At 53.3% G+C, this 15,394-nt stretch carries 17 protein-coding genes; 9 read left to right on the top strand and 8 right to left on the bottom strand.

From position 1 onward, the window contains the following. Nucleotides 1-49 precede the first annotated feature (49 nt). Nucleotides 50-1,315: a hypothetical protein gene (locus tag M0644_RS04680; RefSeq protein WP_286626818.1), complete on the top strand. Its 1,266-nt coding sequence runs from the start codon at nucleotides 50-52 to the stop codon at nucleotides 1,313-1,315. Here M0644_RS04680 and M0644_RS04675 read toward each other — a convergent pair. Together M0644_RS04675 and M0644_RS04670 are read right to left on the bottom strand one after the other, a co-directional pair. Beyond that, complete coding sequence (locus M0644_RS04675) at nucleotides 1,304-2,062, bottom strand: hypothetical protein (protein WP_286626817.1); 759 nt, start codon at nucleotides 2,060-2,062, stop codon at nucleotides 1,304-1,306. The two genes, M0644_RS04680 and M0644_RS04675, sit on opposite strands and share 12 nt — an antisense overlap. A gap of 227 nt (nucleotides 2,063-2,289) precedes the next feature. After that, nucleotides 2,290-2,499 (bottom strand): chlorophyll a/b-binding protein, encoded by a 210-nt coding sequence (locus M0644_RS04670; RefSeq protein WP_149818613.1) that lies wholly within the window; start codon nucleotides 2,497-2,499, stop codon nucleotides 2,290-2,292. A 187-nt stretch (nucleotides 2,500-2,686) separates the two neighbouring features. Between M0644_RS04670 and M0644_RS04665 the strand changes: the two genes are divergently transcribed. Genes M0644_RS04665 through M0644_RS04655 form a run of 3 tightly spaced genes read left to right on the top strand, consistent with a single transcriptional unit; the run spans nucleotide 2,687 to nucleotide 7,120 of the window. Next, nucleotides 2,687-3,667 (top strand): bestrophin family protein, encoded by a 981-nt coding sequence (locus M0644_RS04665; RefSeq protein WP_149818611.1) that lies wholly within the window; start codon nucleotides 2,687-2,689, stop codon nucleotides 3,665-3,667. Nucleotides 3,668-3,690: 23 nt separating this feature from the next. Next, nucleotides 3,691-5,997 carry a heavy metal translocating P-type ATPase gene (locus M0644_RS04660; protein ID WP_286626816.1) on the top strand — a complete coding sequence of 769 codons (2,307 nt, stop codon included), beginning with the start codon at nucleotides 3,691-3,693 and terminating at the stop codon, nucleotides 5,995-5,997. Continuing rightward, entirely contained in the window at nucleotides 5,972-7,120 is a 1,149-nt protein-coding gene (locus M0644_RS04655) for a tyrosine-type recombinase/integrase (RefSeq protein ID WP_286626814.1), read from the top strand. Before M0644_RS04660 ends, M0644_RS04655 begins: the two co-directional genes overlap by 26 nt. Here M0644_RS04655 and M0644_RS04650 read toward each other — a convergent pair. The 3 genes from M0644_RS04650 to M0644_RS04640 all read right to left on the bottom strand — a co-directional run bounded on the left by M0644_RS04650 (nucleotide 7,098) and on the right by M0644_RS04640 (nucleotide 9,235). After that, nucleotides 7,098-7,301, bottom strand: a complete 204-nt coding sequence (locus M0644_RS04650; RefSeq protein ID WP_011058047.1) for a hypothetical protein — start codon at nucleotides 7,299-7,301, stop codon at nucleotides 7,098-7,100. The two genes, M0644_RS04655 and M0644_RS04650, sit on opposite strands and share 23 nt — an antisense overlap. Before the next feature lie 65 nt (nucleotides 7,302-7,366). Then, nucleotides 7,367-7,630 (bottom strand): DUF3146 family protein, encoded by a 264-nt coding sequence (locus tag M0644_RS04645; RefSeq protein ID WP_149818605.1) that lies wholly within the window; start codon nucleotides 7,628-7,630, stop codon nucleotides 7,367-7,369. Nucleotides 7,631-7,642: 12 nt separating this feature from the next. Next, nucleotides 7,643-9,235, bottom strand: a complete 1,593-nt coding sequence (locus tag M0644_RS04640; RefSeq protein WP_286626812.1) for an Hsp70 family protein — start codon at nucleotides 9,233-9,235, stop codon at nucleotides 7,643-7,645. 119 nt (nucleotides 9,236-9,354) lie between these two features. On the opposite strand from M0644_RS04640, the gene hemH reads away from it, so the two are divergent. From hemH to M0644_RS04625, 3 genes are all read left to right on the top strand, one after another. Beyond that, on the top strand, nucleotides 9,355-10,521 hold the full coding sequence (gene hemH / locus M0644_RS04635; RefSeq protein ID WP_190278227.1) for a ferrochelatase: 1,167 nt from the start codon (nucleotides 9,355-9,357) through the stop codon (nucleotides 10,519-10,521). Between the two features lie 81 nt (nucleotides 10,522-10,602). Continuing rightward, on the top strand, nucleotides 10,603-10,887 hold the full coding sequence (locus tag M0644_RS04630) for a hypothetical protein (RefSeq protein ID WP_149818600.1): 285 nt from the start codon (nucleotides 10,603-10,605) through the stop codon (nucleotides 10,885-10,887). Nucleotides 10,888-10,903: 16 nt separating this feature from the next. Then, the gene (locus M0644_RS04625) at nucleotides 10,904-11,074 is read left to right on the top strand and encodes a hypothetical protein (protein ID WP_149818598.1); all 171 of its coding nucleotides are present in this window, start codon (nucleotides 10,904-10,906) and stop codon (nucleotides 11,072-11,074) included. 3 nt (nucleotides 11,075-11,077) lie between these two features. Here the strand turns inward: M0644_RS04625 and argC are convergent, their stop codons facing one another. Beyond that, nucleotides 11,078-12,130: an N-acetyl-gamma-glutamyl-phosphate reductase gene (argC, locus tag M0644_RS04620; RefSeq protein ID WP_286626809.1), complete on the bottom strand. Its 1,053-nt coding sequence runs from the start codon at nucleotides 12,128-12,130 to the stop codon at nucleotides 11,078-11,080. A gap of 202 nt (nucleotides 12,131-12,332) precedes the next feature. Between argC and M0644_RS04615 the strand changes: the two genes are divergently transcribed. Both M0644_RS04615 and M0644_RS04610 read left to right on the top strand, forming a co-directional pair. Further along, nucleotides 12,333-12,662, top strand: coding sequence for an Hpt domain-containing protein (locus tag M0644_RS04615; RefSeq protein WP_226972011.1), 330 nt, complete (start codon nucleotides 12,333-12,335; stop codon nucleotides 12,660-12,662). A gap of 5 nt (nucleotides 12,663-12,667) precedes the next feature. Then, a complete protein-coding gene (locus tag M0644_RS04610; RefSeq protein WP_286626807.1) occupies nucleotides 12,668-13,366 on the top strand; it encodes a DUF1995 family protein in 699 nt (232 codons plus the stop codon). Nucleotides 13,367-13,373: 7 nt separating this feature from the next. Here M0644_RS04610 and M0644_RS04605 read toward each other — a convergent pair whose 3' ends face one another. Together M0644_RS04605 and M0644_RS04600 are read right to left on the bottom strand one after the other, a co-directional pair. Beyond that, nucleotides 13,374-14,810: a serine/threonine-protein kinase gene (locus tag M0644_RS04605; RefSeq protein ID WP_286626806.1), complete on the bottom strand. Its 1,437-nt coding sequence runs from the start codon at nucleotides 14,808-14,810 to the stop codon at nucleotides 13,374-13,376. Nucleotides 14,811-14,817: 7 nt separating this feature from the next. After that, nucleotides 14,818-15,351: a hypothetical protein gene (locus M0644_RS04600; protein ID WP_286626804.1), complete on the bottom strand. Its 534-nt coding sequence runs from the start codon at nucleotides 15,349-15,351 to the stop codon at nucleotides 14,818-14,820. Nucleotides 15,352-15,394 lie beyond the last annotated feature (43 nt).

Raw genomic sequence — 15,394 nt, 5'->3', positions numbered from 1 at the left:
AGGGGATGATTGCGGCAACATAGACAAGAGACCTTCTGTGAAAACCACTATGGGTTGTAGCATTCTCCTTTCCTTTGTGGGTCATCAAGATCCGTACTCTGAGAAAACCAACCAAGAAGGCTCCATTGTTTCACTGGCAAAGTTTTTAGCCCAACAGCAGCCGATCAAACGGGTTCTATTGCTCTACACAGAAGACTTTCAACAACGGGCGATCGACACCAAGGACTGGCTTCACAGTGAGCTGCAAATTGGCGAGGCGGCAATTCACCTAAAAGTGGTCAGCAGGGAACTCTCCGCAGACCCAATTAACCCTGTCATCGCCGTCCAAGAGGCCAAGCGCGCACTACACCTAGCCAAGTATTATCAAGGCTCCAACGACTGGCTAGAACTGAATGGTTCCTCTGGTACCCCCGCCATGAAAGCGGCTTGGGGCATTTTACAGGCGATCGAGACGCAACACCGACTCCGGCTATGGCAAGCCCGCAATCCCCAAGAAATTCGACCGGGTCAAAAGCGAGTATTTGCGGTGGACTTAAATGTCTTTCGCCAAGCGTTAGATCGTCAAGGGATTCAACAGCAGTTGGATAGTTATGACTACCAAGGGGCTGAAATTTCCCTCAAGCATAGCTCTATTGAGGCTCCTCTGGCCTTAGCACTGATTCGCTATGGTAAATATCGCCTTGCCCGCAACTACCACCAAGCCTTTGATGCCATCAACCCCTACAAAACTAAGATTGAAAAGCTCTGGCTTCAGGAAATCGCCCAACTGCGGCAGAACAATCGCCACGCCCTCTTTCGGGACACTTACTTTCAAGTTGTTGGCCTATTTACGGTGGGGCGCTATGCAGAAGCCCTAATCTTGGCCATGAGTTTGTACGAAAACTTATTGCAATACTTTGTACAAGAGACGGTGGGTCTTGACATTACAACTGATGGAGCAACGCGAGAACGCAGCTTGAACTTGCTGCAACACCACGATCACGGTCGGCTTTGGCAATACCTCAGAAGCTACCAGCGCAAAAATGGCGATCGCCTGTTCCTTGATGTCGTGACGCGGGAGCTTTTGCTAGCAGTTTTAGAGTATGACTCCCAAACAATGGATCTTGCTCCTCACTTCCAGCGGATCGAGGCCTACTATCAGCAACGCAATAACGTTGTCCATCAACTGGCAGGACTGTCCGAGGTTGAAGATATGCAAGAAAAGGTGCTGAATGCCCTGAGACAGATATTAAGCAAAGTGTTGCCCGAAAAGCAATTGTCTTGCGATCCTTTCAAGGCCTTAAACTGCGTGATTGTTACTCACCTATCCCGCTGAAGCGACTCCATTAGCCTGATAAGGATTTTGTGCCACGATTGTGATGACCTCAAATCCCCCGCGATCGCCCCTCAGGTGATTTTCAAAGCCACGCGGATTGGGTAATTGATTATTAGGATCGTAAACAAAACAAATCAATTTTCTAAAACTCATTTCACTATGGCGGTACGCTTCAAGGTCTATTGCTAATTCGTCAAATAATCGATTGCGCCCTCTCTGTGCTGAGACTACCCCTCTCTGTGCTGAGACTACCTTGACCTCAATTGCCACCTTCTCATCAACAAGCATAAAGTCAATCAATCGACCATGGGAGTAGGGCTGAGGAATAGGGTACTCCCGTCTAATATCCGAGTTGGGAAACGTACTTCTCAAGAGCCTTTCAAGGACAACTTGCACATCTTTCTCTTGGAAATTACTGGGAAGCTGTGAATGCGCTCTACTGTAGAAATTGCGACATAGATCAAGAATTTGCTCTAGGGATTCTCGCTGGGAGTGATCTAAACTGACATCTGTTTGATCCCTTGGGGCGATCGCCCTTTGAGGTTGCTGACTGAGGAGAGCTTGCTGATTCTCGCGAATGGAAAACCAAGCCGCACTGAGACTAATTGAGACACCGCCGGTGGCTACAGCCATATTGCCATAGCCAATGCCCACGCCTGCACAACCCAAACCGAACAAAACTGCCAGATCAGCCCACAGGCATTTGGTCGAGTAGCCGAGGATGCGCAAAATTTTTTCTCGCAGCATAGGTTAAATAGACGATTTTTTGGTTAGTTTACATAGCTCTGTCCATAGAAGCAAGATGTAAACAATAATTTATGATTTACTAATTCCAATAAAGACTAATTCCAATAAAGACTAAAAGCAAAAAGCCCACCCCGAGAGGCAGGCTGACCCATTCCATGAGTTATTTGTTCTTTCTAACCGCACAAGGGCTGCTGAAGAACGGATATGCCTAAGAGCGCAGCGACGACCTAGAGGCTATTCAAAAAGCCAATCAGACCGTGACCCGTAATCACTTCCAAGGCCAGCAGGGAGATAAAGCCAATCATGGCCAAGCGACCATTGAACAGTTCTGCATAGGGAGTAAAGCCGGCTTGCGGTTCACTCATCACGTACATTTTGGGTTCAATGGCAAAGTTGTTCATTTTGCCTTGATCATCAATGATGCTACCACCTCTCATTTTTGTCCTCCGTTTGTTACAAAGTGTTTTATGTTCTTAATATAACTTAACACTTCTGTGGGGGAATGGCAAGGGCTAACGGATTTTCTTAAGATTTGCAGTCTCTTCGGTTGTTCTTTGCGGTAAAAACACGGTTTCAGTACGCCAGTGTGCTAAAGATTGGGGTGGGAATCGCCCACTGGTATTCATGAGCCGCTTCTCTTTCCTCGGTTTTCACCCCTTCAGACGCCAATTACCCCGAGATCGGTCGGGCGTGGCGAAGTTTTTGTTGCAACCGCCGCAATGGTTACGTCTGGCGCTGCGTTTGCGCGGCTCGGTCATTCCGGCCATTCTTTCGGAAGTCCTCTTTTGCGGTGGCTTTGGCGTCTTGGTGACGGTGATCGACCTTTATGTGATCAATGTCCACTGGCCAGTGCTAGGCAGTCTCATTCCCTCGATTGTGCTGGGGTTGCTCCTCGTCTTTCGCACCAACACTGCCTATGAGCGCTTTTGGGAAGGCCGCCGCCAGTGGGGCAACATTGTGAATAATTCCCGCAGCCTAACCCGCTTGATGTGGACTGCCATTGACGAAAATAGTCCGGAGGATCACCAAGCCAAAATTGATGCCGTTCATTTAGTGGGGGTGTTTGCGATCGCCACCAAGCAACACCTGCGAGGAGAATCCTTTGCCGAACTGGAACCCCTGCTCAAGCCCCATCAATACAAAGAGCTACAAACGGTGCAAAATGTCCCCTTGCGCATTGCCCTGTGGATTGAGGACTATCTGCACCAACAACACCGCCGAGGGCACCTGTCCCTATATCAACTCACCTACATAGATGAACTGTTGGTGCAATTGGTGGATGCCATGGGTGCCTGTGAGCGAATTTTGAAAACACCGATGCCCCTTGCCTATGCCATTCATCTCAAGCAGCTATTATTTCTCTATTGCTTGCTGCTACCCTTTCAACTGGTGGATAACCTCGTGTGGTGGACAGGCCCAATGGTGGGACTCATTGCTTTTACCCTCTTTGGCGTTGAAGAAATTGGCATCGAAATTGAAAATCCCTTTGGCCGTGACCTCAATGATCTGCCCTTGGATGCAATTTGCCTAACAATGCAGCAGAATATCAATGACCTCATTAGTGCGCCGACCCATCGCCATCGCTCCCCCCAGCCCTTTTCTTAACCGATCCTTAGGGGTAATTGATCATGACTGCAACTGTGGTTTCCCCGCCGCCAGCAAGGGTTCATTACGAAGTGGTGCATCACCTACCGGGGCGAGTGCGGTTGCGGATTCCCCGCCTGCAATATGACGATCGCTATGGGCGGCAACTGCAAGCTCTCTTTGTTCAAGAAGACAGTGTGCAACAAATTCGCCTTAACTTGCCCGCCGCTAGCCTGATTGTTCAATACAGTCCTGAAGCTGACAATCCCCTTCACCGCTTTGGCCAATTGATTCAGGCCGCAGCAGATGAGCGTTTACCCTTACCGGGGATGCTGCCCATTGATAAGTTGGTGTACTCCCCTTGGAACACCGCTTACTTTATCGAGAAAATGGCGCTACCCACCTTGGCGCTGGCGATCGTGGCGCTACTACCAGTACAAACCCCCTTCTACCCTGCCATTGTCGCCACTGTGATTGTGATTGTGGCACTGCCCACCTTCCAAGAAGCCCTAGAGAGCCTCGAACACCGCCATCTCAACGTCACCCAACTGGAATCCCTCTGGACGATTCTGCATACGCTGCAAGGGGAATACATGGCGCCGGTGTTAGCTGCCTTTATGGGGCAAGTGGGGGGGTCACTGCGGGATATGACCGCTCAAGTGGGGGAAAACCAAGTCTTTGACCCCCTCGATCAACAGCGCACCTATTGGGTAGAGCGGGGCGGCACTCGCCAAAATGTCTCTGTGCGCGAGCTACAGGTGGGCGATCGCGTGATTGTGGCCGCCGGATCTGCGGTGCCCGTGGATGGTACCGTGCTCTGGGGATCCGCCGTGATTCAGCGGCAGTTTCTCACGGGAGAGTCGGATCTACTGCCCTGTGAACCTGAGCAAACGGTGCTGGCCTCTTCCCTTGTGGTGCGGGGACAAATTTGCGTTGTTGCTGAAGCCGTTGGTGAAGAGACGCAGGTGGGCAAAACGCTGCAACTGGCTCGCCAAGCGCCGCAACTGGATACCCGCATTGAAAACTACGCTGAGGAAATCTCGAACCAAGCCATTTTGCCGGCAATGGGCGTGGCTGCCATTGTTTATGGGGTTACCTTGGATGCCCATCGGGCGATCGCCCCTCTGCAATTGGATTTTGGCTCAGGGATTGGCATTACCATTCCCACTGCGATTTTGGCAGCCCTCACCCATGCGCCCCATGTCGGGGTGTATTTTCGCAATGGCCGCGCCCTTGAACTGCTCTCACGGGTTAATGTCATTGTTTTTGACAAAACCGGCACACTGACGGAAGTGAAGGGAACCATTGTGGGGGTCAATCTCCTCAAGCCCGGCCTGAGTGAACAAACGCTGCTCTATTGGCTGGCAACTGTGGAACAGTCAATCAATCACCCCTTTGCCCTTGCCATCCTTGAGTATGCGGCTGAACGCGGGATTGAGGGGGGAACCTATAGCAACTGGGTCTATGAGCCGGGTAAAGGAGTTGCGGCAACCGTCGAGGGGCAAGAGATTTTGGTGGGCACCCCCCAACTGATGCGCGATCGCCAAGTGCCCATTGATCTTGATGAACTGCGCACCCATGAAGGCGTGCTTTGGAACCGCTCCCTTGTCTGTGTTGCCTGTAATGGTGAACTGGTGGCACTGGTGTTCTATAGCAACCCCGTGCGTTCTGAAGCCGCTAGTGTGATTGCCGCTCTGCAACAGCGGGGTATTGAGTGCTATATGGTGACGGGAGATCACCACGAAGTCGCCAATGCGGTGGGCTATGCCACTGGCTTTCGTCTCGGTCAAATCTATACCAATAAAATGCCAGAGGACAAAGTTGAACTTCTAGAGAAGTTTAAAAATGGTGGCGAAAAAGTCGTGGCCTATGTGGGCGAAGGCTTCAATGATACAGCAGCAATGGCCTACGCTGATATTTCCATTACCCTTTCTGAAGGCAGTGATGCGGCGCGGCAAACCGCAGATCTTCTCTTGATGAATAATCGCCTTGAGGGACTGGTGCAGGCGATCGCCCTCAGCCAAGAAGTGATGAACATTATCAATCAAAATATCGCCCTTGTGGTCATTCCCAATGTCAGTGTGGTTTTAGCGGGGGTCTTTTTGAGCTTGCACCCTGTGATTGCCGTCTTGATTAGCAATGGAGCAACCCTCTTGGCCGAACTGAATAGCCTGCGCCTCCTCACGAACTATCGCCCCGTCAAAGTTGAGCACAAGTCCAGTCGTAGCCGCTCCCAAGCGGGGGTTCTCGATATTCCTTGGAAAAAACGTCCGCGCCGCAGTTTTGGTCATTTCGGCAGCGAGTTGAGTTCTGAGTCCCTCAGCAATGGCCACGTCCCCTCAGAAACTTGACCAACAACTTCAGCAGGTCAATCAACGCCTCAAACTGGCGCAGTTGGGTCTGCAAATTGAACAACGCGGCCAACGTCTCAGCCTGCGGGGTACCCTGCCGCCACGACCGGGCAGTCATCGGCTCCGCCCCCACCAACAGCGTTTAAGTCTAGGGTTACCCGCCACCCCCAGCGGTCTTAAGGCAGCGGAAAAGGAAGCCAAAATTATTGCCGCCAAATTACTGGAAAACACCTTTCGCTGGCAGGACTATGAACGGGTCAAGGGCTTAGGGCGCCTTGGGGAGTTATCCTTGGGGGAACAAATTACTGCTTTTGAAACTGCCCTGTTGGCTCAAGGGGATCTCAGCCGCACCACTTGGGAAACGGCCTATGCCCCCTATTTGCGGCAGTTGCTCAAAGCCGCCGCTGCCCATCCCGACCATTCATTACCAGAACTGATCTATGGCCTGTTGCAGCAAATCCCCGCTGATAAGCGACAACGGCAGGTGGCCTGTACCGCCTTTCAAAGGTTTTGTCGGTTCCTAGGGGTAGAGTTACCGATTCCCCTAGCTCAGTTTTGGGGCACCTATTCGCGGCGATCGCTCCAACCACGGGAGTTACCCAGTGATGAGGAGATTCTAGCCGCCTACCAGCAAATTCCCAATCCCCAGTGGCGCTATGTCTATGGCTTGATGGCGGCCTATGGCCTGCGCAATCATGAAGTGTTCTTCTGCGATTTAAGTGGCCTTGTCACAGGTGACGCGGAAGGGATGATCGAGGTGCAGGAAACGACAAAAACTGGCTGCCATCAGGTGTGGCCCTTTCCTCCCCAGTGGGTCGAGGTGTTTGGCTTGCGATCGCCCCAGTTGCCGAGGATCAATACGGATTTGACCCAAACAACCCTCCAACGCATTGGCCAGCGGGTAAATCAACAGTTCCGTCGCTACGGCTTGCCCTTTCGTCCCTATGACTTGCGCCATGCGTGGGCGGTGCGCACAATTCACTATGGCTTACCCGATACCGTTGCCGCACGGATGATGGGACACAGTGTGGCGATTCATACCCAAACCTACCACCGCTGGCTGACCCTACGGGATCAACGGCAGGCAGTGGCTCGTGTCCTTACTCAATTCGAATGCTCTTGAAGTCACTGGGGGGGGGTGGCGGCGGGCTGGGGGGCTGATAGTCGCCGTACTGCTTGAGCCAATCGCTGACTGGCTTTTGATCAAGGCTCAACCCCAACAATCCAGAGACAAAGCCGCCCATAAAGGCAACGGGTTTTTGGCTCAACTCTTTGACAAGGGGCGCTAATTCGCTCAAGAACATAGGCTATCTGGCAATATCAGCACAGGTTTCCTCACTGATTGTAGCTTAGGCACAGCGGAACGCACCTAAAACTTGGCACGGACAACAAATTCATAATCGCCCCCCGGCTCCAATTGATAGTCTTGGGCTTCCAGAAACCGCCCCAAGGGTTCTTTGATCAGAGCACGCCCAAGGGCTGGGGAGATTTGCAGTTTTTTCGCCTTAAATTGCCAGCAAAATTCCCACTGGTACTCGCTGGCGCAGACATGGCCACGAATGTGACCCTCTTGCCAACTGTGGGCAATGATGCGGACATAGGCAGTAGTTTGGGGTAGGGAATGGGGAGCCACAATGCAATTCGGTCAACGCAATTGGGTGACGATTTGATTATTGATGAGACGCTCTTGGGTGAGCAAGTCATCAACGGTAACTCGCAGTTGGCGATCGCCATCCACTTGAAAGAGAACCCGAATGCGATCGCTCCCCGGATAGCCAGGGGGATCCAGCTTGGCGAGGGTTTTGCCTTGGGGGGTGTCATTGAGGGGCTGCACCGTGCGTTCACCGGCACTACGGGTAATCAGGCGATCGCCATCAAAAAAGATCTCCACACCCCCTTGCTCGTCCCCCAATTCACCAATCACCAGTTCAATACTGGGCTGTCCCTCCGTCGAGGCCCCTAAAATCAATTCCACGGGTTCGCCCATGGGGTAGGGTTGTCCCCGCTGGATAATGGGGTGCCAGCCATGACGGTTGAGCTTAGCATCCCAGAAGCGAATGCCGTAGCTGTGGTAGAGAAAATCCTTGAGATCCAGCCCTTGGGTCACTGCTAGAGCACCCATGGCCACCGCTGTAAAAGGCTGTTGGGCGTTGATCTTTGTGGCCTCAAAATACTCAGCAACCCATTTTTGCACTGCGGGAATTTGCGTTGTCCCCCCCACTAGGAGCACCGCATCAATCGTGTCGGGGGTGATCCCTTGGCGGCGAGCCTGTTGGAGTACTTGAGTGAGGGCATCATCGAGGCGTTGGAAAAATTGCTGTTGGCGAAGCATCTCCTCCAGTTCAGACCGTTCGAGGCGCAGTTCAAGGGTGGTGAAGGCTTCGCTGTCAAAGTACACCTCTTGGGCATAGGGCTGCTGCGAGAGTTGAATTTTTAAGCGCTCGGCAAGGCGCAGGAGTAGGCTATTGGCGGTCATTCCCCGCTTCACCCACTCATCAACAATCCAGTGGTCAATATCGGTGCCCCCTAAATTTAAGCCCGCTTTGGCAATCACCCGCGCTGTGCGAGGCCGTTGGTTGTCGCTTGAGGCCCACTGGCGATCGCCCCACTTGAGAATAAATCCCAAAGGACGGCTTTGGCGTTGATCGGTCTTGAGTTCCACAAGGGAGAGATCGAGGGTGCCCCCACCAAAATCAATCACTAAAATCAGCGGGCGATCGGCCACGCCATAACCTAAGGCCGCAGCCGTCGGTTCATCCAAGAGGCGAATTTGCTCAATGGCAAACCCCTCACACACCTGCAACAGCCAACTGCGATAGGTTTCAAAGCTATCCACCGGCACGGTGAAGATCAACCCCTGTTCGACATCGCCGCCGCTAGTGTGTTTCAGTTCCTTCAACAGGGCTTGCAAAAACCACGTACCAATGGTTTCAAAGCTCAAAGAACAGCCATCCAGCTCGGGTAAATAGCCCTGTACGGTGGCGCCAATCCCCCGCTTAAACCGCGAGAAAAAGCGACGATCGCCCACGACATCAAACCCGCGATCGCGCACCTGCTGCCCCACCACCACAAGGGGGACACTGGCATCCTCCACATAGGCCAAGCTAGGAATGAGCGCAGGTACCTCACCAAACCCCACCGAGAGTCCAGAGAGCGTTACCGCTTCCGCCGCTTGGGTGGCATAATTCCACCGCGCCACCAACGTATTACTGGTTCCAAAATCAATTGCGTAGGTCACCGTTTGCACACATCAACCGCATTCTCTCATCCCTACCTTACCGAGATTTCTCCCCCTGAGATCCTGAGAGTATGTCACAATAAGAAAGCGATCGCGAAAAGATTTAGGTGATTTTGGGAATGGCGAGCCAAACAGGTGTACTACTTCTCAATTTAGGGGGGCCCGATCGCCCCGAGGATGTGCGCCCCTTTTTGTACAACCTGTTCTCTGATCCCGAAATTATTCGCCTACCCTTCCGTTGGCTGCAAAAGCCGCTTGCTTGGTTTATCTCCGCCAGTCGTGCCCGGCGCTCTCAGGCCAACTATGCCCAAATTGGTGGCGGCTCTCCCCTGCGGCGGATGACTGAACAGCAAGCCCGTGCCCTCAAGGATGCCCTAGGAGGCATTGGCATTGAGGCCAATTTGTACATTGGTATGCGCTACTGGCACCCCTTTACCGAGGAGGCGATCGCCCAAATCAAAGCAGATCAAATTCGCGATCTAGTGATTTTACCTCTTTACCCGCAGTTTTCCATTAGCACCAGTGGCTCTAGTTTTCGCCTCCTAGAGAGCCTGTGGAACCAAGACCCTGAATTGCAAAAGATTCGCTATACGCTGATCCCTTCTTGGTACAACCACCCCGGCTATGTGGCGGCTATGGCGGACTTGATTCGCCAAGAACTCGACCAATGCCCCAACCCCGACGAAGCCGTGATTTTCTTTAGTGCCCACGGCGTTCCCAAAAGCTATGTCACCGAAGCAGGGGATCCCTACCAAGAGGAAATCGAAGCCTGTGTAAAGCTCATCATGGCTGCCCTGAATCGCCCCAATGTCCATGTGTTGGCTTATCAAAGTCGGGTGGGGCCTGTGGAGTGGCTGCAACCCTACACCGAAGATGTGATTCCTGAGTTGGCCGCTCAAGGGGTGAAAACCCTTGTTGTTGTTCCCATTAGCTTTATTTCAGAACATATTGAAACGCTTCAAGAAATTGACATTGAGTACCGCGAGATTGCTGAAGAAGCGGGTATTGAAGTCTTTCGGCGGGTGCCTGCCCTCAACGATCACAAGGGGTTTATTGCTGCTCTTGCCCAGCTAGTGAAGGACGCCCTTGCTGCTCCACCCCGCACCTTTGCCGAAGTGAATAAGTCTCGCAAGCGCGTCAAGCTCTATCCTCAGGAGCGCTGGGAATGGGGGATGACCTCCGCTGCTGAACGCTGGAATGGTCGCTTAGCAATGTTGGGATTTTTAGCCTTGATCATTGAGTTGATTAGTGGTCAAGGGCCATTACACATGCTGGGGCTGCTGTGAAAAATTGCCGCCTGTTGCCCATAGGAACCTGAAAATTTTCGATAGAATAGGGGGTAACCTCACTGGCAAAGGGCTACGCCTGTGTCTGAATCGCCCAAACCGGAATTTGACAAAGAAAAGTTCCTCTTCCCCACCAGCCGCTACCATGGTGTATTTACGCCGCAAAACTTGGCCTTTAATGCCAATTTGCAGGAATTTGCTCAACGGGTGAGCTATATTTGTGGTCTGGAAACCGGCGGCAAAATTAGCACCGAGGAGGCCTACAGTCAAATTAAGGCACTTTGGAAGCAACTGAAGAAATCACGAGACTTGCTCTTTGCCAATGTTCCTCCTGAGGAGGATACGGATAGTTCAGATGTTGATTAGTTCTTGATGCGTTCTGATGGCTCGCTTAGCACCGACAACACTACTGTTAAGCTTGAGTACCGCTCCCTTTCTAGCGGCTTTGTGCCTAGGGCAGGGATTATGGCAGATGGGATTGTCCTTGAGTGCAAGCAGCACTGAGCTATTACGGGGCGATCGCCTGCCCTTGGTCGAACAGGATGAAACTTGAGTCCTAGGGATAAAAGGCGACCTGCGGTAAGCCCAGCGTTTCTGGCCAGCCCATCATTAGATTCAAGCATTGCACCGCTTGGGAAGCCTGTCCCTTCATTAGGTTATCAATGGCGGACATGACAATCACCCGGCCGGTGCGCTCATCCACCTCAATGCCAATAAAACAGGCATTGGTGCCCCATGCCCATTTCGTCTGGGGATAGAGGCCGGGGGGCAGGATATTCACCCAAGGGGAATGGCGATAAAAAGCTTGGTAGATGGTGATTAAATCTTCACGCACTAGACCGGGATCCCGCAGCGTGGCATAGACAGTGGCCAAAATCCCCCGTGGCATGGGCACGAGGTGGGGCGTAAACTGCACAAGGACGCTTTGGCCGGCTAATTCGCTACAAATAGCTTCAATTTCTGGGGTGTGGCGATGTCGAGCAACACTGTAGGGAGCAAGGGAGTTGTCAGCTTCCGCAAGCAGGAGATTGATTTTGCCCTGACGACCACCGCCGGAGGTACCGGACTTAGCATCAATAATTGCCGTATTCGGTTCAATCAGACCCTGCTTCATCAGGGGTGCTAGAGCCAGCAAGCTAGCGGTGGGATAACACCCCGGACAACCAATGAGGGCACTTTGGCGAATGCGATCGCGATAGAGTTCTGGCAACCCATAGACCGCCTGTCGGACCGTAGCCTCATCTTCCCTTGGTTCACCGTACCACTGGGTGTAGGTTTGCAAATCCTGAAAGCGATAGTCTGCCGACAAATCCAGCACTTTGCAGCCCTGCTCAAGGAGTTGCGGGGCAAGCTTACAGGCAATGCCATTGGGCAGCGAGAGAAACACCACTTGGGCGCGATCGCGAATCACCTCCACAGATACGGGTTCCACCGTGAGATTCACCCGACCCTGCAAATGGGGATATAGCTCCGTGTAGGGGCGACCCGCACTCCCCTCACCGCCAAGGTATGCAATCTCCACTTGGGGATGGTCAAGGAGTAAACGCACCAGTTGGACGCCCCCATAGCCAGAGGCCCCCACAATCCCCACCGTCACGCGATCGCCCATCGTTCCTCAATCCTGCCGCTACTGTTGGCCTCACCACTGCGATAGTGCCATCGAATCCCCTGTTTCGCCAAGGGGGCAGACCACGCTGAAGAAGTTAAGAATTATTACAAATCTAGCCTTGCTTTTCCTCTCTGATCCTTGAACAGCCCTACGGGGGACAGGCTACAATAGCGACGAAGAACCTGTCGGGAATAATGAGTTGATGACATCGCCAATTGACTGGGATTATCTTGCGGCCCTTTCAGGGGGCGATCGCGAGTTTGAAATGGAATTGCTGCAAACCTTTGTCGAGGATGCCCAAGAGCGCCTCCAAACATTGGCTAACGCTGTCAACCAAGGCAACATTGAACAAATTAAGCGGGATGCCCACCATCTCAAGGGCGCCAGTGGTAATGTCGGCATTACTGCCATGCAAACCATCGCCGCCCAACTGGAACAATCCACAACCCCGCAAACGCTCGCCCAAGCCAAAGCCCTAGTGGAAGAGCTACAGCGCCTGTTTGCCACCGTTGCTAGTGAGGTCTCCGCTTAAGACTCATGTCGATCCTGCCCCCCGATAGTCTGGAGACTGCCCTTAGCCAAGCCCAACAGGCCACCCAAGCTGCGCTTCAAGAGGGGAAAAATCGGCTGCAAATCGAGATCCTGTTGCCCGATCTCAATGCGATGGCCTTTGCCGCTGGCTACCTCCCTTTGTTTGAGGAACTAGGTCGTGATCTCAAGGTCTTTTTTGCCGATGCCGGATCTGCCGCCCTAGCCCGTCGCGAATGGGGAGAAACCGCCTATAGTGTGCGGGGCGTGAATGAACTACTGACACCCATTGCAGCGAGCGATCGCGCCATTGTCATCGTTGCCCCAACCCCTGTAGAAGTCAATGCCATTGAGCAGATGTGTGAAACGGCTGGCGATCGCCCTTTTATCCTTTTGAACCCAAGGCTTCAGGATGTGGCCGTCGTTGGTATTGGCTACGCCGGTCGGCGGCTGCGGGAGCGATTTCTCAACACCCTTGAACCCTGCTACTACCTTCGTCCCCTCGCAGAAACCATCATTCTCTGGCGCTGTTATCCGCAACCGTGGCAAATTTGGCAATACGGCAAAACCGCCCCCACCTGCCTAGCAGAATTTGAGCAACGCCCCAGTAGTGAAGACATTGAGCGTGCCCTGACGCCCCAAGGCAAACCCCGTGGTCAGGGAATCTTTAGTCGCTTGGGTGCCTTTTTGCGAGCACTTCAGAACTAGCCAATCTCTAAGGGGTGGCCGGTTCAGTGTTACTGGTTGGCGGGGGTGACACCTCGGGCATTGCCTCTGTCGGTGGCGGTGAGGGCGTAGGTGTTGGTGGAGATGGTTCAACGGTGGTGGGGGGGGCGACGGGAGGCTCTGCGTTCTTTGGGGGCTTTGGGGACTTTGGGGGTTTTGGAGAGAGGGATGGAGGAGGAGTCGGCGTTGGTTCTGGGGATGCTTCCTCAGGACTCGGGCTAGGGGTAGGCGTTTCCGTTGGCTCTGGGGTGGGCGTCGGTTCCGTAGGGGTGGGTTCCGGCTCTGGCGTCGGTGTCGGGGTGGGAGTGGGCCTCACCTCTACAGGTGGCACAATGGTCGGCAGGGTGGGTGGAAATTCCTGTTCCTGAGGACGCGGGGGGCGAGGGGTGACTGTGTCCACGGGTTGGTTGCGCAAAAATAGCCCTAGGCCAATGCCTGCTAAGCTGCCAAAGATTGCCGTTCCCAATAGCCATAGCCACGGCGAAAAATTGCGTTGTTTGAGGGGAGCAACGACGGCTGTCCCCTCCGGTTGAGTATTTGCCAAGATAGTGGATCGGTACTGCGGCATCACCGCTACCGTTGCTGTGGTTTGACGCGCCACGGGCTGTCCCATGAGCAGTTGCAGCCACGCCCGCACCGTTTGGGGACGTTCGCGGACATCCAAAGCCATTCCTGCTTCAATGGCATCAATGGTGCGCTGACTAAGATTGGGCTGAAACTGGCGTAAATCCTCGAGAGGCACGCGATCGCGCAAGACCGAGGCCACAGGAGGGCGTCCCGCCAAAAGGGCATAGAGCGTTGCTGCTAGGGCATAGACATCCGTTGCCGGCGTCCATTGGTGGCGGGGTAAATACTGCTCCACCGGCGCATAACCTGCTGAGAGCAGTCCCGTATTTGTTTCCGTCACCCCAGCAGTGTATTCACGGGCAATGCCAAAGTCAATCAGCACCACTTGATCTGTGCCGTCCCGCAGCATGATGTTATCGGGCTTGACATCGCGGTGCAGCAGCCCATGCTCATGCACTAATTCAAGGGCGCTAGCCACTTGGCGAATATAGTGGAGAGCCGTTTTTTCCGGTAGGGGGCCTTCCTCCTGAATCACTTGGGCAAGGGTGCGTCCGGGGATATAGTCCATGACAATGAAGGGACGCCCCCCCTCAATAAAGCAATCACTGACGCGCACAATGTGGGGATGATTAAACTGGGCAAGGCGCTGCGCTTCTTGGATAAAGCGCTCCCCCAGATCATGAATCCGCTTCGGGGGTTCCTGCTGCAAGTTCAATGTTTTGAGCACCACTGGCTGATGGAGCAGGGTGTGGGTTGCGCGATAGGTGACACCAAAGCCCCCCTGACTCAAAAGGGCATCGAGGCGATATTTTCCCCCTTGGAGGGTTGTGCCCACACTAAGCAAACTGAGGGAGGACATAGGCACCTTAGGGACGCAATGGAGCAGATGGAGTAGTGGTTGGCAGTGGGGCTAAGCGTTGACTGAGAATAACCAAGCGATAGCCCAAATATGCAGGTAAGGTTGCCATCATCATCAAGAGTATCACGGACAACAAAGATTCCCATTCAAACCGAGACCCATAGTAGCTGCGGTAGGGATCGTAGTTGGCACTGGGCTTGATTTTTTCCCGCAGGGCCATGGGTCGCTTAAAGCGCAATCGGCGATCGTCGAGCTTCTCAAATAAAATCCAACCCCCTTGGGCTTCCTCTTGGCAGACTTTGCGCAGGACATCGGGATCATGAAATTGGTTGCGGCGCGATCGCAGGATTTTGAATTCCCAACCTCCCAGCTTGGGGGATACTTGACGCTGTTCTTCTTTGGAGGGGTAGGTGGTCAACTGTTCCTCTTCTTCATCGCGTTGTTGGCTGAGTTGCTCCCGCCAGCCCCACCACTGATAGTAAAGCAGTGCTGAGACACCGAGGCTACCGCTCATCAGGGATAATAACAGCACTTCAGGCATGGGGAATAGGAGCAAGCGTCTGTTGGGCGATCGTACTCGAAAA

The sequence above is a fragment of the Thermosynechococcus sp. B1 genome, from assembly GCF_030322985.1.
Classification (GTDB): Bacteria; Cyanobacteriota; Cyanobacteriia; order Thermosynechococcales; family Thermosynechococcaceae; genus Thermosynechococcus.
The sequence above is the reverse complement of the archived record's forward strand: the minus strand, read 5'-3'. Positions and strand labels throughout refer to the sequence as shown.